Annotated in this window: 7 protein-coding genes, 1 tRNA gene and 1 pseudogene; 7 read left to right on the top strand and 2 right to left on the bottom strand. The window is 69.6% G+C overall.

Going from position 1 to position 20704, the window contains the following annotated elements:
- Positions 1-335 precede the first annotated feature (335 nt).
- From V1318_RS17030 to V1318_RS17045, 4 genes are all read left to right on the top strand, one after another.
- Positions 336-9446, top strand: coding sequence for an OmpA family protein (locus tag V1318_RS17030; protein ID WP_332940929.1), 9111 nt, complete (start codon positions 336-338; stop codon positions 9444-9446).
- An 11-nt stretch (positions 9447-9457) separates the two neighbouring features.
- Positions 9458-13177, top strand: coding sequence for a hypothetical protein (locus tag V1318_RS17035; protein ID WP_332940930.1), 3720 nt, complete (start codon positions 9458-9460; stop codon positions 13175-13177).
- 2 nt (positions 13178-13179) lie between these two features.
- A complete protein-coding gene (locus V1318_RS17040) occupies positions 13180-16587 on the top strand; it encodes a DUF11 domain-containing protein (RefSeq protein WP_332940931.1) in 3408 nt (1135 codons plus the stop codon).
- 259 nt (positions 16588-16846) lie between these two features.
- Positions 16847-18130 carry an ATP-binding protein gene (locus V1318_RS17045; RefSeq protein ID WP_332940932.1) on the top strand — a complete coding sequence of 428 codons (1284 nt, stop codon included), beginning with the start codon at positions 16847-16849 and terminating at the stop codon, positions 18128-18130.
- Between the two features lie 101 nt (positions 18131-18231).
- On the opposite strand, the gene V1318_RS17050 is transcribed toward V1318_RS17045, so the two are convergent.
- Positions 18232-18308, bottom strand: a tRNA-Met gene (locus V1318_RS17050).
- 115 nt (positions 18309-18423) lie between these two features.
- On the opposite strand from V1318_RS17050, the pseudogene V1318_RS17055 reads away from it, so the two are divergent.
- The 3 genes and pseudogenes from V1318_RS17055 to bfr all read left to right on the top strand — a co-directional run.
- Positions 18424-18903: pseudogene (locus tag V1318_RS17055) on the top strand (RNA pyrophosphohydrolase); the annotation flags it as partial.
- A 208-nt stretch (positions 18904-19111) separates the two neighbouring features.
- Positions 19112-19315, top strand: coding sequence for a (2Fe-2S)-binding protein (locus V1318_RS17060; protein WP_332940933.1), 204 nt, complete (start codon positions 19112-19114; stop codon positions 19313-19315).
- 142 nt (positions 19316-19457) lie between these two features.
- Positions 19458-19928: a bacterioferritin gene (gene bfr, locus V1318_RS17065; RefSeq protein ID WP_055904302.1), complete on the top strand. Its 471-nt coding sequence runs from the start codon at positions 19458-19460 to the stop codon at positions 19926-19928.
- A 131-nt stretch (positions 19929-20059) separates the two neighbouring features.
- Here bfr and V1318_RS17070 read toward each other — a convergent pair whose 3' ends face one another.
- Positions 20060-20641, bottom strand: a complete 582-nt coding sequence (locus tag V1318_RS17070) for a DUF4126 domain-containing protein (protein ID WP_332940934.1) — start codon at positions 20639-20641, stop codon at positions 20060-20062.
- Between the last annotated feature and the right edge of the window lie 63 nt (positions 20642-20704).

Consider the following 20704-nt stretch of genomic DNA (forward strand, 5'->3'; position numbering starts at 1 on the left):
TCATGACCATCGGGCTGGTCGCCGGCCGCCGAACGCGTGATCCCCATGCGTCGCGCGCGCCTTGCCCGTTTTTCACTTGCCTGGATCAGGTCAGAGGCCGTGTGCCTGGCTTGCAGATATATCAGAAATGTTGATTTTTGGTGAGTTTTTGCAAGTAAAGGTGCGTGTAGTCGCGCGGACCGCTTTTTACAGTGCGAGCCAGGGGGAGGGCCGCTGCGAAGGCGGGCCTGCAATATGTCCGGGGGCTTGCATCCATCGCCTTTCCCTGCGCGCGCGTGCGACCAGCCGCCGCCGACGGGCCGCAGTAGCGGCAGCCAAGCCAGGGAAGTGGTGGAATGAATCGATCGATCTGTGGCGTCCGTGCCTACTCCGTGGAACCGCTGCGCGCGGTGCTGGGCCGGACGCTTCGCAACGTCTTCTTCCTGGGCGCGCTGGCGCTGGCGATCGTTCCGACCGCCCATGCGCAGACGTCCGTCGACAACGTGGCGCGGGTGTCCAACCCAGCCGGCTTGTCGTGCTCGGACGCTGCCACCAATCCGACTTGCGAGCGCATCGACAACGCCGTGGTCGGCGTGACGCCGGCGGTGCCGGCTTACGACTTCTGCCCCAGTACCGGCGCCAAGCCGGTGTTCAGCCTGGCCAACGGCGTGCGCATTTCCGCCTATCCTCCGGGCAGCGCCAACGACGCCTTCGTGACCGAGTTGGACTTCGCCATCGCCGGCGACCTCAACGCCCTGATGGTCGATCCGGTACGCAACCGCCTGCTGTTCGTTTCCCGCTCCGGTGGCAATACCCTGCTGTGGGCGTACGACGCCGCCAATGGCGGTTGGTATCAGGCTGCCGCGCCGTTCGCGTCGGCCGATTTCCCGCGCGCCGGCATGGGGCCCAATGGCGTCGGCTATCTGATCTCGGGCGGCAGCGCCACGCCCGACGTTTGGCGCGTCACCGCCGATCCCACGCCGGGCAGCTTCGGCTACACGGTGCAGAACATCGGCACCTTGTCCTACGACATCGCGCCGACCAACCTCAGCTCCGGCGACATCGCCCTGGACGGCGACGGCATGGGTTGGTTGTCGGCGGGGCAGGATCTTTATCGCATCGACTTCGGCGCCAGCCTGCAGGCGGTGCGGCAAGTGCGGCCGCTGCTCAACGGCGCACCCAGCACCATCTCCTGGGCCGGCGTGGCCTTCGCCGACGACGGCCGGTTGTTCGTGGCCGACAACGGCGCCAGCAGCAGCTACTACGCCTACGACCCGGCCACCGGCGTGCTGACCCAGTCGGCGCCGACCGTCGCGGTGGCGTCGCGCGACCTGGCCTCCTGCGCCTTCCCGACGCTGGCGGCGGCCGACCTGTCGGTGAACAAGACCCTGGCGCAGATCAACGGCGTCCCGGCGGCGGCAGGTGCGACCGTGGCCGCCGGCGACACCCTGACCTACGCCGTCCAGCTCAGCAACAGCGGCGGCACGGTCACCACCGTGTTCGCGGGCGAAGTCGTCGAGACCCTGCCGGCCAATACCACCGTGGTGACCGCCGGCAACGACTTCACCTGCAGCGGCAGCAATTGCCCCAACACCGCGGCGGTGAACGTGCCCGCCGGCAATAGCGTCACCCTCGATTTCGTGGTCCAGGTCGTCGCTCCGCTGCCCGGCAACATCGCCAGCATCGACAATGCGGTGACCGTGGCCGGGGTGGACTGCGCCGCCGCCGGCAACGACTGCACCGAAACCACGCCGCTGGCACCGACGCTGACGGTCGCCAAGAGCGTCAACCCGGCCAGCGGCACCGCGGTGTCGGTGGGCGACACGCTCAGCTACACGCTGACCGTGGAGGTGGCCAACGGCGTCACCGTGAATCCGGAAGTGTTGACCGATACCTTGGGTGCCGGCCTGGCCGTCGCTACCCTGCCGGCCGGCTGCACCGCCGCGGGCCAGGTCGTGACCTGCACCCTGCCAGCGGGCAGCGCGATCGGCAGCCACTCCTTCAGCTATACCGCCACGGTCTCGGCCGATGCGGTCACCTCGGTCAGCAATACGGTCGTGCCCAGCAGCGGCAGCTGCACCACGTGCACCACCACGAACCCGGTCGATCCGACCCTGACGGTCGCCAAGAGCGCGAACCCGGCCAGCGGCACCGCGGTGTCGGTGGGCGACACGTTGAGCTACACGCTCAGCGTGACCGTGGCCAATGCGGTGACCACCGCGCCGGAAGTACTGACCGACACCCTGGGCGCCGGCTTGAACGTCGGCACGCTGCCCGCGGGCTGCACCGCGGCGGGGCAAGTCATCACCTGCACCCTGCCGGCCGGCAGCGCGATCGGCACGCATGGCTTCAACTACACCGCCACCGTCGACGCCGCCGCGACCACCTCGGTCAGCAACACCGTGGTGCCCAGCAGCGGCAGCTGCACCAGCTGCACCACGACCAATCCGATCAACCCGACCATCGCCGTCGCCAAGAGCGTGAATCCGGCCAGCGGCACCGCGGTGTCGGTGGGCGACACGCTGAGCTACACGCTCAACGTCACCGTGGCCAACGCGGTCACCACCGCGCCGGAAGTGCTGACCGACACGCTGGGCGCCGGCCTCACCGTCGCTACGTTGCCCGCGGCTTGCACGGCGTCGGGCCAAGTCATCACCTGCACCTTGCCCGCCGGCAGCGCCATCGGCGGCCACAGCTTCAGCTACACCGCGACGGTCGACGCCGCCGCCACCACCTCGGTCAGCAACAGCGTCGTGCCCAGCAGCGGCAGCTGCACCAGCTGCACCACGACCAATCCGGTCAACCCGACCATCGCCGTCGCCAAGAGCGTGAACCCGGCCAGCGGCACCGCCGTATCGGTCGGCGACACCTTGACCTATACGCTGACGGTGACGGTGGCCAATGCGGCCACCACCGCGCCGGAAGTGCTGACCGATACGCTGGGCGCCGGCCTCACTGTCGCTACGCTGCCGGCCGGCTGCAGCGCGGCGGGTCAGGTCATCACCTGCACCCTCGCCGCCGGCAGCGCGGTGGGCAGCCACAGCTTCAGCTACACCGCGACGGTCGATGCCGCCGCGACCGCTTCGGTCAGCAACACCGTGGTGCCCAGCAGCGGCAGCTGCGTGAGCTGCACCACGACCAATCCGATCAACCCGACCATCGCCGTCGCCAAGAGCGTGAACCCGGCCAGCGGCACCGCGGTGTCGGTGGGCGACACGCTGAGCTACACGCTCACCGTGACCGTGGCCAATGCCGCCACGACCGCGCCGGAGGTGTTGACCGATACCTTGGGCGCGGGCCTGAGCGTCGGCACGTTGCCGGCCGGCTGCAGCGCCGCGGGCCAGGTCATCACCTGCACCTTGCCGGCCGGCAGCGCGATCGGCAGCCACGCTTTCACCTACAACGCCACCGTCGCCGCCGCCGCGACCACCTCGGTCAGCAACAGCGTCGTGCCCAGCAGCGGCAGCTGCACCAATTGCACCACGACCAATCCGGTCAACCCGACCATCGCCGTCGCCAAGAGCGTGAACCCGGGCAGCGGCACCGCGGTGTCGGTGGGCGACACGTTGAGCTACACGCTCAGCGTGACCGTGGCCAATGCGGTGACCACCGCGCCGGAAGTACTGACCGACACCCTGGGCGCCGGCTTGAACGTCGGCACGCTGCCGGCGGGCTGCACCGCGGCGGGCCAAGTCATCACCTGCACCCTGCCTGCAGGCAGCGCGATCGGTACGCATAGCTTCAACTACACCGCCACCGTCGACGCCGCGGCCACCACCTCGGTCAGCAACAGCGTCGTGCCCAGCAGCGGCAGCTGCACCAGTTGCACCACGGTCAACCCGGTCGATCCCACCGTCACGGTCGCCAAGAGCGTGAACCCGGGCAGCGGCACCGCGGTCTCGGTGGGCGACACGCTGAGCTACACCCTCACCGTGATCGTCGCCAACGCCGCCACCACGGCGCCGGAAGTGCTGACCGATACCCTGGGTGCCGGCCTGACCGTCGGCACCGTGCCGGCCGGCTGCAGCGCGGCGGGCCAGGTCGTGACCTGCACCCTGCCTGCAGGCAGCGCGATCGGTAGTTACAGCTTCAACTACACCGCGACCGTGGCCGCCAGCGCGGCCACGTCGGTCAGCAACAGCGTCGTGCCCAGCAGCGGTGGCTGCACCACCTGCACCACGACCAATCCGGTCAATCCGACCCTGAGCGTCAACAAGAGCGTGAACCCGGCCAGCGGCACCGCGGTGTCGGTGGGCGATACGTTGAGCTACACGCTCAGCGTCACCGTGGCCAATGCCGCGACCAGCGCGCCGGAAGTACTGACCGACACCCTGGGCGCCGGCTTGAACGTCGGCACGCTGCCGGCGGGCTGCAGCGCGGCCGGCCAGGTCATCACCTGCACCCTGCCGGCCGGCAGCGCGATCGGCACGCATAGCTTCAACTACACCGCCACCGTCGACGCCGCGGCTACCACTTCGGTCAGCAACACCGTGGTGCCCAGTTCGGCGATCTGCGGCACCTGCACCACCACCAACCCGGTCGACCCGACCCTGACCGTCGCCAAGAGCGTCAATCCCGCCAGCGGCACCGCGGTGTCGGTGGGGGACACCCTGACCTACACGCTGACCGTGACCGTGGCCAATGCGATCACCAGCAACAACGAGGTGCTGACCGATACCCTGGGCGCCGGCCTGACCATCGGCAGCGTGCCGGCGGGCTGCAGCGCGGCGGGTCAGGTCGTGACCTGCACGCTGCCGGCCGGCAGCGCGATCGGCAGCCATACCTACACCTACACCGCGACCGTCGCCGCCAGCGCCACCACCTCGGTCAGCAACAGCGTCGTGCCCAGCAGCGGCACCTGCGGCACCTGCACCACGGTCAATCCGCTGCTGCCGACGATCGATGTGAGCAAGTCGGTGAACCCGGCCGGCGGCACCACGGTGTCGGTGGGCGACACGCTGACCTATACGCTGACCGTCGATGTCGCCAATGCCGCCACCACGGCGCCGGAAGTGCTGACCGACACGCTGGGCGCCGGCCTCACCGTCGGCACGCTGCCGGCCGGCTGCAGCGCTTCGGGCCAGGTCATCACCTGCACCTTGGCCGCCGGCAGCGCGATCGGCAGTTACAGCTTCGTTTACACCGCGACGGTCGACGCCGCCGCGACCACCTCGGTCAGCAACAGCGTCGTGCCCAGCAGCGGCAACTGCGTCGGCTGCACCACCACCAACCCGGTCGCGGCCGTCATCACCGTCGCCAAGAGTGTGAACCCGGGCAGCGGCACCGCGGTGTCGGTGGGCGACACGCTCGACTACACCCTCAGCGTGACCGTGGCCAATGCCGCCACCACCGCGCCGGAAGTGCTGACCGACACCTTGGGCGCGGGCCTGGCGATCGGCGCCTTGCCGGCTGGTTGCGGCGCGGCGGGCCAGGTCATCACCTGCACCCTGCCTGCAGGCAGTGCGATCGGTACGCACAGTTTCGCCTACACCGCGACCGTGACCGCCAGCGCGACCACGTCGGTCAGCAACAGCGTCGTGCCCAGCAGCGGCAACTGTGTCGGCTGCACCACCACCAACCCGGTCACGCCGACCCTGACCGTCGCCAAGAGCGTCAGCCCGGGCAACGGCACCACCGTGGCGGTGGGCGACACGCTCAACTACACCCTCAGCGTGACCGTAGCCAACGCCGCGACCGGCGCACCGGAAGTGCTGACCGATACGCTGGGCGCCGGTCTGGCCGTCGGCACGCTGCCGGCCGGCTGTGCCGCGGCCGGCCAGGTCGTCACCTGCACCCTGCCCGCCGGCAGCGCGATCGGCACGCACACCTTCGCCTACACCGCGACGGTGACCGCCAGCGCCACCACCGCGGTCAACAACAGCGTGACCGCCAGCAGCGGCAACTGCACCGCCTGCACGACCAGCAACCCGGTCGCGCCCATGATCACCGTGGCCAAGAGCGTCAATCCGGGCAGCGGCACGGCGGTGTCGGTGGGCGACACCCTGACCTATACGCTGACCGTGAACGTGGCCAATGCCGCGACCGCCGCGCCGGAAGTGCTGACCGACACCCTGGGCGCGGGCCTGACCGTGGCCACCGTGCCGGCCGGCTGCAGCGCTTCGGGCCAGGTCATCACCTGCACCGTGCCCGCCGGCAGCGCGATCGGCGGCTACAACTTCGTCTACACCGCGACCGTGGCCGCCAGCGCGACCGCCTCGGTCAGCAACAGCGTGACCGCCAGCAGCGGCAATTGCGTCAGTTGCAGCACCAGCAACCCGGTCACGCCGACGATCACCGTCGCCAAGAGCGTCAACCCGGCCAGCGGCAGCGCGGTGTCGGTGGGCGACACGCTGACCTATACGCTGACGGTGAACGTGGCCAATGCCGCGACCGCAACGCCGGAAGTGCTGACCGACACCCTGGGCGCGGGTCTGACTGTCGGCACGCTGCCGGCCGGCTGCGGCGCCGCGGGCCAGGTCATCACCTGCACGGTGCCCGCCGGCAGCGCGATCGGCAGCTACAACTTCGTCTACACCGCGACCGTGGCCGCCAGCGCGACCACCTCGGTCAGCAACAGCGTCGTTGCCAGCACCGGCACCTGCACCAGCTGCAGCACGACCAATCCGGTGAGCTCGACGGTGACCGTGGCCAAGAGCGCGAACCCGGCCAGCGGCACCGCGGTGTCGGTGGGCGACACCCTGAGCTACACGCTCACGGTGACCGTGGCCAATGCAGTCACCGCTGCGCCGGTGGTGCTGACCGACACCCTCGGCGCCGGCCTGAGCGTGGGCGCGTTGCCCGATGGTTGCCATGCCGCCGGACAGACCATCACCTGCACCCTGGCCGCGGGCGCGGCGATCGGCAGCCACGACTTCAACTACACCGCCACGGTCGGCGCCGACGCCAGCGTCTCGGTCGCCAACAGCGTGACCACCAGCGTCGGCAGCTGCACCGCCTGCGCCACCAGCCATCCGGTGGCGCCGCGGATCGCGGTGAACAAGACCGCCGACCCCGCCAGCGGCGAGACGGTGGAAGCCAATCAGCTGATCACCTATACCGTCACCGTCACGGTGGGCAACGCGCCGACCACGCAGGCGCTGACTCTGACCGACACCTTGAGTGCCGGTCAGACCCTGCAGACCGGCTCGATCCAGGCGCCGGCGGGCGGCAGCTGCAATGCGGTGGCCGGAGGCCTGGCGTGCGGCCTGGCCGCGGGCGCCGCGCCCGGCAGCTATGCCTTCGTCTACCAGGTGCGCGTGGATGCCGGCGCCACCGGCAGCATCGGCAACAGCGTCGCCGCCAGCGGCGGTGGCGGTGTCGGGCCGCAATGCCAGGTCTGCCAGACCGAGCACCGCATCGCCGTGCCCGTGGTGGACGTGAGCAAGTCCTCCGCGCCCGGCGGCGACGCCGTGCTGCGCGTGGGCGATACCCTGCAGTACACCCTGACGGTGAACGTGTCGCAGGCCACCACCACCGCCGAGGTGGTGCTGGAGGACACGCCCAGCGCTGGCCTGACCCTGGGCGCGCTGCCCGCGGGCTGCACCGCCAGCAGCACCGGCCTGCGCTGCGTCCTGCCGGCCGGCACCGCGCCGGGCAGCTACGCCTTCACCTACCCGGCGACGATCAACGCCGACGCCGGCGGTACCGTCAGCAACGTCGTGGTCGCCAACGGCGGCGGCGGTTCGCAGCTGCCGCCCAGCTGCCTCAACTGCGCCACCACGCATCGGGTCGATTCGCCGGCGCTGCTGCGCGTGATCAAGACCAGCGCGGTGCGCGAGGCGCGCATCGGCGACCTGGTGCGCTACACCATCACGGTCGAGAACGTGGGCGATACCAACGTCCGCGGCGCCACCCTGGTCGATACGCCGCCGGCCGGCTTCAGCTATGTCGACGGTTCGTTGTCGGTGGTGGACGGCGACAATGCCGCCACCGCCAGCGGCTACAACCCGATCCGCTTCGCCGGCCTGGACATCGACGTCGGCCGCTCGGCGAGCCTGGTCTATCTGATGCGGATCGGCGCCGGTGTGCGCACGGGCGTGCAGATCAACCAGGCGCAGGCCTACTCCAGCGTCGGTCGCCCGATTTCCAATGTCGCCACCGCCGAAGTCGCGCTGGCCGCCGATCCCCTGGTCGACGACAGCCTGATCCTGGGCACGGTGTTCGACGACCGCGACGGCGACGGCTGGCAGGATCGCGCCGACCTGAGCGGCGTGCGCGTACAGGGCGGCTTCGATCCGGCCGCTTACGTGCCGGGTTCGACCACGATCGACCGCGGCGCCGGCCCGCAGCCGGTGGCCGACGCCAGCGCACCGCTGCTGCACGGTATCGATCTGGGCGACATCGGCGCGCGACAGTCGCCGGCCGACCCGGTCCAGCTGCGCCAGATCGTGCTGCGCCAGCGCCTGAGCCGGCCCGACTTCCGCGACGACTTCGTGCTTACCACCCGCGAGGGCGCCAGCCTGCGCATGGACGCGGCCGGCCGGACCACGCTGTCGACGCAGGGCGAGGCGGCCAAGGGCCTGAACGCGGCGCTGCCGCAGGTCGAGCGCCGCGTCGCCCAGGGCGAGGGCGGCTATGTGGTGGACTACGTGATCGGCAACGCCGGCATCGACGAGCGCGGTATCCCGGGCGTGCGCATCGCTTCGGTCGACGGCTTGCTGGTGGAGACCGACCAGTACGGCCGCTATCACCTGGCCGGCATCCCGGGCGGCGCTTGGGCGCGCGGACGCAACTTCATCCTCAAGGCCGATCCGTCGACGCTGCCCGCGGGCACCGCGCTGACCACCGACAACCCGCTGATCCGCCGCATCACCCCGGGTCTGCCGGTGCGTTTCGACTTCGGCGCCAAACTGCCGGACGAGACCGTGCCAGGCGCCGAACGCAGGGTCGAGCTGGACTTGGGCGAGGTGATCTTCGCGCCCGGTAGCGCGCAGCTGCGCGAGCGCTACCTGCCGGCATTGGATCGCATCGCCGCGCGCATCGCCGAGTACGGCGGCGGCGAGGTGGTGATCGTCGCCGACGGCGACAGCGAGGCGCTGGCCTTCGATCGCGCGGCCGCGGTCAAGGACGCGCTGCTGTCCCGGCTGCCCAAGGACGTGGCGCAGGCGCTGAGCGTCAGCGCGCGTACCGTCGCCAACGACCGCGACAGCCTGGTCGCCGGCGTCGGCCAAGCCGGCCCGCGCCTGGGCACGGTGCTGTTCGACACCGACAGCGCCGCGATCAAGCCTGAGTTCCTGCCGCTGGTCGAGCGCATCGCCGCGCATCTGGAGCAGACGCGTGGCGGCACCGTGACCCTGGTCGGCCATGCCGACATGCGCAGCGCGGCGGACTACAACCTGGCCTTGGGCATGCGACGGGCACGGGCGGTGTACGAGGCGATCGCGAGCCGGCTGAGCGCGCAGACGCGCAGCCAGGTCCGGGTGGAATCCAGCAACGAACCGGCAGCCCCTGCCGGCAGCGGCAAGTGAGGGGGCGTGCCATGACCACCAAGATGAAACTGCTCGACTACACCCTGATCGGGCTGCTGGCCAGCCTGCCGCCGCTGGCGCAAGCGCAGGACGCGCAGTCGCCGTCGGCCGCTACGCCGCCGGTGAGCGGCGCGGACTGCACCGGCGACGAATGCAGCTCCGAAGAAGGTCTGCTGTTCCGCCTGCGCACCCTGGGCGAAAGCGATCCGCTGGCGCCGGCCGGCAGCAGCTCCTCGCAGGCGCTGCAGCCCGACCGACGCGTCGACATCGACCTGGGCCGCGGCGCGGCGCCGGGGCGGGCGACGGTGGCCGGCAAGTTCGTCCTGCGCCTGAGCAACGGCGGCGCGATCTGGGCCACCGAGGATCCGGCCCTGGGCCTGCCCGAACTGTCGGTATCCGCGCCGGGCTTCGCGCCCTTCGACGGCCGCAACGTCGTCAAGCCGGTGCAGTTCTACGTGCGCAGCAACTATTCGTCCTTCATCGAGCGCTATGAGCTCAAGCTCTACCGCGCCAGCGACGCCGACCTGGTCGAACCGCTGGCGACGGTGCCGCTGGACGTGGCGGCGGTGACGCAGGGCGACTGGGACGGCGCGCTGCCGGACAAGTACCGCTTCCGCGCCGGCGACGACCTGATCTACGTGCTGCGCGCCTACGACCGCGAAGGCCACTTCGACGAAACCCAGCCGCGCACGCTGCAGCTGGTGACGCCGGAGGAAGCCGAGCGCGGCGGCCGCAAGCTGCGCGAGGGCGTGGAGAAGTCGCTGGGCACCGCGCTGAGCACCGAACAGGCGCAGACCCAGGCATTGATCGACGAGGCGTTCGCGGCTAACGGCCTGCGCCAGCAGAACATCCCGATCTACGGTTCGCGCATTCGCATCCACGGCCGCAATCTGCCGCCCGGCTACAGCCTCACCATCAACGGCGACAGCCATCCGGTCGACCTGGAGCGCAAGTTCGTCGCCGAATACCTGATGCCGGTGGGGCACCACGACTTCGCCGTCGAACTGCGCGGCGGCGCCGACGGACTCGGCGGCGAGCCCGCGTCCGACGCCCAGGGCGTGCGCCAGACCCTCGGCGTCGACGTCAGCGGCCGCTACTTCTTCGGCGTGGGCCTGGCCGACGTGACCGTGTGGCAGAACAAGATCAGCGGCTCGGTGGAACCTTTCGGCGTCGACAGCCGTTATGCCGACGACGTGATCAGCGACGGCCGCCTGGCGTTCTACGGCAAGGCCAAGCTGCGCGGCAAGTACCTGATCACCGCCCAGGCCGACACCACCGAGCGCGATCTGGAACATCTGTTCGACGGCTTCGGCCAGGCCGATCCGCAGGACGTGTTCCGGCGCCTGGACCCGGACCTGTACTACCCGGTGTACGGCGACGACTCGACCACCTACCGCGATGTCGACACCATGGGCCGCTTCTACCTGCGCGCCGACTGGGACAAGAACCAGGCGTTGTGGGGCAACTACAGTACCGGCATCACCGGCACCGAATACGGCCAGTACCAGCGCTCCTTGTACGGCGCCGCGCTGAGCTGGCGCTCGCGCGGCAGCAATGCCTGGGGCGATCCCGGTACCGAGCTGCGCGCATTCGGCTCCGAGGCGCAGACCGCGCCCGGCCACAGCGAGTTCGCCGGCACCGGCGGCAGCCTGTACTACCTCAAGCACACCGACCTGCTGCCCGGCTCCGACGTGGTGGTGCTGGAGATCCGCGACGCCACCACCGGCCGGGTCGAGAACCGGGTCAATCTCAAGCGCGGCTCCGACTACGAGATCGACGAACTGCAGGGTCGTATCCTGCTGACGCGGCCGCTGGCCGTGGTCACCCGCGAGAACCTGCGCAGCATCTCGCGCGACGCTCCGCTGGACGGCTACGAACAGCGCCTGATGGTGGACTACGAATGGGTGCCCTCGGGCTTCGACGCCGACGAGGTCAGCGCCGGCCTGCGCGCCAAGCACTGGTTCGGCGATCACCTGGGCGTGGGCGCGACCTACGTCGACGAGAACCGCGCCGGCGAGGACTATTCGCTGGCCGCCGGCGACATCACCCTGCAGGCCGGCCGCGGCACCTATCTCAAGGCCGAATACAGCCAGACGCGTTCCTTCGGTGCGCCGGTGTTCTTCTCCGACAACGGCGGCTTCAGCTTCGTCCAGCTCAACCCGGTCGGGCCGCGCGAAGGCGAGGCCAAGGCGGTGGAGGCGCGGGTCAACTTCCGCGAACTGGGTTGGACCGAACAGGACTGGTCGGCCGGCGCCTGGTGGCGCCGCGTCGGCGCCGGCTATTCGACCAGCCGCGCCGACAACGGCCTGGACATCGAAGAGCAGGGCATCGAACTGCTGGGGCAATTCACGCCCAACCTGGGCCTGTACGCGCGCTACACCCAGGCCGAACGCGGCGGTGAGTCGCTGGACCAGACCCAGGTCACGGTGGAGTGGCGCGCCAGCGACGCGGACACCTTCACCGCCGAGCTGCGCCGCACCGAACAGCGCCGCGCCAGCGGCGACGCCGACGGCACCCTGGCCGCCCTGCGCTACGCGCGCAAGGTCGGCAGCGCGCTGGACCTGTACGGCACCGCCCAGTTCACCCTGGACGACGACGGCGGCGCCTACGCCGACAACGACGCCTACACCGTCGGCGGCAAGTACCTGTTCGGCGATTCGTCCACTCTGGGCGCCGAGCTGACCCATGGCGACCGCGGCAACGCGGCCCAGGTCAACGCGGAGTACCGCTTCAGCCCCGAGCACACGCTGTACGGCAACTACACCTATTCCACCGACAGCACCCAGCACGATTCGCTGTTCAATCCCAATCGCCAGAACGGTTGGGCCTTGGGCCAGCGCTGGCGGCTGTCGTCGCAGGCCAACCTGTTCAACGAAAGCCAGTTCCTGAAGAATCGCCAGGAGTCGGGCCTGGCCCACACCTTCGGCATGGACTTCTATCCGGCGCAGGGCTGGAACCTGGGCTTCACCCTGTCCGAGGGCGACCTGACCAACAGCGCCGGCGGCGAAGTCGACCGCCGCGCTATCAGCCTCAGTGGCGGCCGCACCTCGCCCGACACCGATTGGAACAGCAAGCTGGAATGGCGCCGCGACACGGGCGTCGAGCGCCGCCGGCAATGGGTCAGCACCAATCGCCTGCTGCACAAGATCAACGAAAGCTGGCGCATCGCCGCGCGTTTCAACTACTCCGACACCGACGACGAGACCGATCCCAACGCCGGCGCGCGCTTCATCGAAGGCAACTTCGGCTTCGCCTGGCGGCCATGGAACAGCACGCGTTGGGCTCTGTTCGGCCGCTACACCCATCTGTACGACCTGGCCACCCTGGCCCAGGTCAACGGCGCCAGCTACGACCAGAAATCGCAGATCCTGTCGCTGGAAGGCGTGTACAAGCGCGACCGCAACTGGGAGTTCGCGGCCAAGCTGGCGCGGCGCGAGGGCGAAGTCCGCTTCGGCCGCGGCAGCGGCGCCTGGTTCGATTCGGGCACCACCTTCGCAGCCGGCCAGGTCCGCTACGAACTGCGCCAGCAGTGGCATGCGCTGGCCGAATACCGCTGGCTGGACGTGCGCGACGGCGGCAGCCGCAAGGGTTGGCTGCTGGGCGTGGACCGCGATCTGGGCCGCAATTTCCGCATCGGTGCGGGCTACAACTTCACCGATTTCAGCGACGATCTGACCGATTTCGATTACGACCACAAGGGTTGGTTCGTGAACTTCGTGGGGAGCTACTGAGCATGTCCGTTGGCTGCGCATCCATCGCCGATACCCGTCCGAGCCGCCTGAGCACCCGGGCCGCGCAAGCGCGCGCGGCAGGCCCCGATCATGGCCAAACCGTTCGCCGCCGGGCCGCGGCGGCCCTGTGCGGCCTGCTCGCCATGCTGGCGCTGTGGAGTACGGGCGCGCACGCGCAAGTCACGTTCCGCGAAACCTTCGGCGCGGCCAACGGCGCTTTGCCTACCGCGCAGAGCACCGCCGACGGCAACTGGACCAGCGCCGCCTGCCTCAACGGCCAGATCGTGAACGCCGGCGGCGACGCCACCTCCGACGGCGGCGCGTCGACGCACTACCTGTACCACAACACCGCCAACTGCGCGTACACCGCGGGCCAGGCGGTGTGGCGCAACGTAGCGGCGATTACGGTGCAGCCGAACAAGAGCTACATGTTCTCGTACTGGACCATGGTGACCAACCAGGTCAGCGACCCGGTGCTGAGCCAGGTCGTCACCCCCAACGCCGGCGCCGTCACCGTGCTGACCACGCTCAACACGGCTTATCCGGCGACCAACAACACCTGGGTCCGGCGCTGGGTGATCTTCACCACCTCCGCCACGACCACGTCGGTCAACCTGCGCATCAACAACGCCAGCACCGCGGCCACCGGCAACGACTTCGGCATCGACGACGTGATCCTGGCGCCGATGCCGACCGTCAGCCTCACCAAGACCACGTTGAACGGTGCCGGCGGCGCGTTCGGCTTCGCCCTGACCAACACCCAGCAGACCACCGGCACGGTCACCACCAGCGCGGCGAACACGCCGACCGCGGTCGACGGCAACGCCAGCGCCGCGGTCACCGATTTCACCGTCGCGGCCATCGCCACCGCGATCACCATCAACGAAACCAGCCTGCCGGCCACCTGGTCGTTCGGCAGCGCCAGCTGCACCAACTCCGCCGGCGCCACGGTGGGCACGCTGAGCGGCCGTCAGATCACCATCCCGGCCGCTTCGGTCGCGTTGGGCGAGTCGTTCGCCTGCAGCTACGTCAACCAGACCCAACCCAGCTTCGGTACCTGCAGTTCCACCATGTATCTCGGCGTGGGCGGACCGACCCAGTTGCATCGCATCGACACCAGTACCAATCCGCTGACGTATCCGCCGATCGGTGCGCCCGATGCCCTGGGCTACAACGCCATGGGCTACGACCCGGCCAGCAATTACCTGTTCGCCACGCGCTTCGACAGCGCCACCTCCACCTATCGCCTGCTGCGCATAGGCGGCGACGGCAGCGTGCTGGACATGGGCGCCATCGCCGGCGCCGGCATCAATGCCGTGACGACCATCGCCTCGGGCGAAATCGGCGCGGACGGCTTCTATTACCTCAAGCAGAACGCCACCACCAACCAGATGTGGCGGGTCAATCTCAACACCCGGGTCGCCACGCTGATCACGATGAGCCAGGCGATCAACTCGGCCGACCTGGCCTGGTCGAACGGACTGCTGTACGTGCACGACCACACGACCGGCTTCTTCCATTCGATCAACCCGACCACCGGTGCGGTCCTCCAGATCGGCCCCTCGGGCCTGATCGGCGACGTCAACGCCTTCGGCTCGATGATCGGCGCCAGCAACGGCATTTTCGGCCGCCGCAACAACGGCGGGTTCTACCAGTTCGACACCGCCACCGGCCTGGCGACCCTGATCTCCGACGCGCCGGCCGGCGCCGGCGACGGCGCCAAGTGCGCCACCACGGCGGTGCAGTTCGCCGCCGACCTGGCGATCACCAAGACCGACGGCAGCGCCATCTACACGCCGGGCAACAACGTCACCTACAGCATCGTGGTCAGCAACAACGGCCCCTTCGGCGTGCAGAACGCGCAGGTGACCGACCCGCTGCCGACCGGCGTGACCACCGCCAACTGGACCTGTGGCAGCGCCACCGGCGGCGCCGTCTGCGGCGCGGCCAGCGGCACCGGTGCGATCAACACCACCGCCAATCTGCCGGCCGGCGGCTCGGTCACCTACAGCCTGACCCTGTTCGTGCCCTCGACCTTCTCCGGCAACCTGGTCAACACCGCGACGGTGACGACGCCGACCGGCACGGTCGACGCGACCCCGGCCAACAATTCGGCCACCGACACCGATACCCAGTTCCCGCTGCCGCCGGGCAATGTCGCCACGATCACCTGCAACAGCGGCGGCGCGCTGTTCAACACCGCCTACGACGGTGCCGGCGGCCGGCTCACCTCGGGCGCGGACAACTATTGGCAGGTCGCGCTGACCACCACGCCCGTCACCGGCGCGCCGCCGGCGGGCCTGAGCTATGCCGCGGCGCAAGTGGTCGCCGCCCCGCCGGCCAACTACATCGTCTCGCCCTACGGCAACGCCAACTGGATCTCGCACGCCGCCAACGCGATCCACCCCAGCAACGTCAACTACGACGTGTTCTACCGTTTCCAGTTCAATCTCGGCCCTGGCGTGGACCCGGCGGCGATGTCGCTGGACATGCAGTTCTACGCCGACAACGCGGTGTACGAGGTCTGGGTGAACGGCGCGGCGCAGGGCGTGCAGTCGAACTACGGCGCGGCCAACCCCTATTTCTATGCCGGTTTCGCGGTGGGCGCACAGGCCTCGGGTGTGTTGAACGGGCCCTGGCAGGGCGGCCTCAACGAGATCGTCGTGCACATCAAGTCCGGTCCCGGCGCGCAGGCGTTCCTGGCCCAGGTGCTGCCGCCGGCGGCGGTGTGCGCGCCGGCCACGGTCACGCTGAACAAGACCACGCGCTTCGTCACCGGCGGGCCGTTCAACTTCGCGCTCAGCAACACCGCCCAGGCCACCGGCACCGTCACCACCCCGGCCGCCGACGCGCCGGCGCAGGTCGACGGCGATACCGCCAGCCCCGCCACGATCGAGCCCTATGCGGTGGCCGTCTTCGGCACCGACGTGGTGATCACCGAAAGCGCGCTGCCCAGCGGTTGGACGCTCAGCGACGCCAGCTGCACCAGCGGCGGCACGCCGATCGGCAGCCGCTCCGGCGGCGCCTACACCATCCCCGGCAGCGCCATCGACGCCAGCGCCGAGAGCTTCGTCTGCAACTTCACCAACACCCCGGGCGTGGACCTGCGCATCGACAAGGCGGCCAATCCGGCCACCCTGCGCAGCGGCGAAACGGTCACCTACACGCTCACGGTGAACAACGACGGCCCCGGCCCCGGCGACGGCGCCGTGCTCAGCGACCCCGCCATCCCCGGCGTGGACTGCAGCGCGGGCAGCCTGAGTTGCGGCAGCGCCAGCGGTGGCGCGGTCTGTCCGGGCGCGCCGACGGTGGCGGCCTTGCAGGGCAGCGGCGTGACCCTGCCGACCCTGCCAGCGGGCGGCTCGATGCAGTTCACCTTGGTCTGCACGGTGACGGCCAGCGGCTTGTAGGCGAAACCCGCGGCGCCGGTGCGTTCCAGGCCGGCGTTCGCGAAGCTCTTTGCAGTGGCATAAAAAGTGTGCCTAATGGCGTGGTCAAATCTTGGCCCGCGCAGGCAGCCGACGCGGGTCCGACGAACAGGGACGTCGACCCCGGATGAACAAACCCGCCACCACTCCACCTTCCCGTCGCGAATCGCCGTGGCGGGCTGTCCCCGCCTGGCTGGCGCGCGTGCCCATCGACGACCCCGTCGACCGTCGCAATGCGCCCATGTTGCAGATCGTGCTGTTGCTGCTGGGCAGCCTGCCGCCGCTGGCTTGGGCCTATCGCCTGATCACCGGCATTCCCTGGCGTCCCGGCGAAACGCTCAGCCTGTGCCTGAGCCTGGCGCTGAGCGCCCTGGCGATCTTCAGCTTCGTCCTGATCCGCCGCGGCCGCCTGCAGTGGGCGGTACGCCAGTTGATGGCGGTGGTGGCCCTGGTGGTGATGCTGTCCTACCTGGGCAACGGCTTCGACGCCAATCGCTTCGAGCATCCGGTGCAGGTGATGTGGCTGGTCATCGCCGGCCTGATGATCGGTCGCCGCGCGCTGTGGCTGATGTACGCCTGGACCGTGCTCGCGTTCGCGGTCGGCGTCTGGCGCGACGTCGGCGCCAAGGTGCCGGCGGCGTCCTCGGTGGCCAACTTCGGCGTCGACGCCGCGATCAGCGCCACGATCTTCTTGTTCGTGGCCATCGTCGTCGACCGCAGCATGTCGGCGCTGCGCGAGAGCCTGGACGCCGCCAACCGGCGCGGCAGCGAGCTGGCCGAGGCCAACCGCCGCCTGCAGGACGAGATCGCCGAGCGCGAACGGGTGCAGTCGCAGCTGATCCATGCGCAGAAGGTCGAGGCGGTGGGCCGCCTGGCCAGCGGCGTGGCCCACGACTTCAACCACCTGCTGGGCCTGATCCTGGGCTATGCCGAGCGCGGCCAGCGCAGCAGCGACAGCGCCGAGGCGCAAAAGGCGTTGTCGGGCGTGGAGTCGGCGGCGCGGCGCGCCAGCGCGATCAGCCAGAAGCTGCTCAACTTCAGCCGCCAGGACCTCGCCCGAGCGGAAACCTTCGATGCCTGCGCGGCGCTGCTGGACATGCGGATGCCGCTGCGACAGCTGTTCGACCCGGCCGTGGAAATCGACTTCGACCTGCCCGAGCGGCCGGTGCCGATCCATTTCGACCGTGTCCACTTCGAACTGATGGTGCTCAACATCGCCGCCAACGCCGACCACGCCATGCCCGACGGCGGCAGCTTCACCATCGCCCTGCGCCACGCCGAGGAGGAAGGCGCGCTGGTGGCGCTGGACCTCAGCGACACCGGCCACGGCATGGGCGAGGACGTGCGCGCACGCGTGTTCGAGCCGTTCTTCACCACCAAGCCCAGCGGCCAGGGCACCGGCCTGGGCCTGGCGGTGGTGCGCGACCTGGTGGTCAACGCCGAGGGCCGCATCGAGGTGGAAAGCCGGGTGGGCGAGGGCACGGTCTTCCGCATCCGCCTGCCGCAGCGGGCCGAGGCGGCCTAGCCGGCCTAGCCGGCCTGGTCTTGGGCGCGCCGTTCACGGCCAAGGGCAACAAAAAAGGCCGGAACTCCCGGTTACGTCGGGAATCGTCGGCCTTCTGAATATGGTGGCTATGGGTGGACTCGAACCACCGACCCCAGCATTATGAGTGCTGTGCTCTAACCGGCTGAGCTACATAGCCACGGGGAACCGCGAATTATTCATGCCGGGACGGGTGCCGTCAATCGTCCCGGGCCGGCTTGTCGTCGGGCGGGGGCCGTGGCAGAGTCGGTCGCAGTGAATTTGGAGTCCGCATCGTGATCGATCCGGACGGCTACAGGCCCAATGTCGGCATCGTGCTGATGCACCCGGACGGCCGCCTGTTCTGGGCCCGACGCGTGCATCGCGACGGCTGGCAGTTCCCGCAAGGCGGGATGAACACCGACGAGACGCCGCTCGAGGCGATGTACCGCGAGCTGCGCGAAGAGACCGGCCTGCTGCCGCAGCACGTCGAAGTGCTGGGCGCGACCCCGGGCTGGCTGCGCTATCGCCTGCCGCAGCGGGCGATCCGGCGCAACGACCGCCTGGTCTGCATCGGCCAGAAACAGGTCTGGTTCCTGCTGCGCCTGACCGGCCAGGAGTCCGACCTGCGCCTGGACCTGACCGACAAGCCCGAGTTCGATCACTGGCGCTGGGTCGATTTCTGGTACCCGGTCGAGCACGTGGTGGTGTTCAAGCGCGGGGTCTACTCCAGCGCCCTGCGCCATCTGGCCCCGTTCGCGCGCAGCATCGCCGGCGCCCAGGCGGTGCCGGCGCCGGGTCCGGACGCGCGCGCGCAGCTGGATCCGCGTGCGGGCCCAGGGCGCAACCGCCAGCGGCCGCGCGCCCGCCAACCGGGGATGAACGTCCGCGGCGGCCAGGACCCGACGTCGAATTGACAATCATTCGCATTCCTGGCGAAATGGGCTCGCAGCCGATCCGGCTGCCTGCCCGCCCAACGCCACCGTGTACGTCTGCATCTGCAACGGAGTCACCGAACGCGACATCCTCCAGGCCGCCGAGGCCGGTTGCCGCAGCGTGCCCGAACTGACCATGCGGACCGGCGCCGGCGCCAATTGCGGCAGCTGCCTGGACATGGCCTCCGAATTGCTCGAACGCGCCCGCGCGCTGCGCGAGCTGCCGCTGCCGGTGTTGCAGCAGGCCGCCTGACCGTCCCGGCGAACGCGCGCCGCGCGTTCGCGAACTCCCGTTTCCCGCCTGGCCGCGTGTGCGAAATGCACTCGATTCGCGTTCCGTCATGGCGCGCGCGAAAGGGCTAGAGTGCCGCCATTGCAACCGCCGGAGCACGGCCATGAAAGGCGACGCCAAGGTCATCGAGTTCCTCAACAAGGCGCTCTACAACGAATTGACGGCGATCAACCAGTACTTCCTGCACGCCAAGATGCTGAAGAACTGGGGTCTGAAGGAACTCGCCGAACACGAGTACCACGAGTCCATCGACGAGATGAAGCACGCCGACAAGCTGTCGGAGCGCATCCTGTTCCTCGACGGCCTGCCGAACTTCCAGGCCCTAGGCAAGCTGCGCATCGGCGAGAATCCGCGCGAGCTGCTCAACTGCGATCTGGCGCTGGAGCTGGAAGCGCTGCCGGTGCTGCGCGACGGCATCAAGCACGCCGAAGCCGTCGGCGACTACGTCAGCCGCCAGCTGTTCGCCGACATCCTCGATTCGGAGGAAGAGCACATCGACTGGATCGAAACCCAGCTCGCGCTGATCGACCGTCTGGGCGAGCAGAACTACCTGCTGACCAAGATCGAAGAGTGAGCGTCCGCGCCGGCGCGCGCGGCCACCGCATCCAGCCAGCCATCGAACGCGCCAGGCGCGCTTCGTCGCCAGCCAGACATCGAAGCCACCGGTTCGCCGGTGGCTTTTTTTTTGCGCGCGTCGAACCCGTACTAGGCGTTGCTGACCTTGGGCGCGCGCCGGAAGATCAGGCGCCACACCCACCACAGCAGCAGGGCGACGACCAGGCTGATCAGGGCGACCAAGGACAGCGCGATCCAGGGGTGGGCGAACACCAGGGCCAGGGTGCCGACCACGGCCAGGTCCTCGCCGACCGAGGCGGTCCAGTTGGTCACCGGTTCGGGCGAGGTGTTGAGCAGCACGCGCGAGCCGGCCTTGAGCAAATGGCTGCCCAGGGCCACGCCGGCGCCGGTGGCGAGCGCGCCGGCGCCGAGCTGGCCGTCCGGGGACAGGGTGGCCGCGGCCAGGAAGGCGCCGACCGGCACCCGCAGCAGGGTGTGCAGCAGGTCCCAGCCCGAGTCCACCCCGGGGATCTTGTCGGCGAAGAATTCGGTGGCGGCGAGCACGCCGGAAACGCCGATCACCCACGGCGACTGGGTCGCCTGCAGGGCCTGCGGCAGGTCCAGCCAGCCCAGGGCGCCGGCGATGCCGACCCCGAACACGGTCAGATAGACCCGGACCCCCGCCAACCAGGCGAGAACTACCCCAATTGCGAACAGGTGCGCATCGGACACGGCGGCAACCCCGCTAGACTTGTCGGCCGAGTATAGAACCAGCCAGCGGCCCCCGCCGCCCCT

The sequence above is a fragment of the Lysobacter sp. CCNWLW3 genome (assembly GCF_036697405.1).
GTDB lineage: Bacteria > Pseudomonadota > Gammaproteobacteria > Xanthomonadales > Xanthomonadaceae > Lysobacter.

Bases quoted from the DNA above. Each gene is read 5' to 3' on its own strand.
- V1318_RS17030 (WP_332940929.1), top strand. From the start codon at position 336: ATGAATCGATCGATCTGTGGCGTCCGTGCCTACTCCGTGGAACCGCTG.
- V1318_RS17035 (WP_332940930.1), top strand. From the start codon at position 9,458: ATGACCACCAAGATGAAACTGCTCGACTACACCCTGATCGGGCTGCTG.
- V1318_RS17040 (WP_332940931.1), top strand. From the start codon at position 13,180: ATGTCCGTTGGCTGCGCATCCATCGCCGATACCCGTCCGAGCCGCCTG.
- V1318_RS17045 (WP_332940932.1), top strand. From the start codon at position 16,847: ATGTTGCAGATCGTGCTGTTGCTGCTGGGCAGCCTGCCGCCGCTGGCT.
- bfr (WP_055904302.1), top strand. From the start codon at position 19,458: ATGAAAGGCGACGCCAAGGTCATCGAGTTCCTCAACAAGGCGCTCTAC.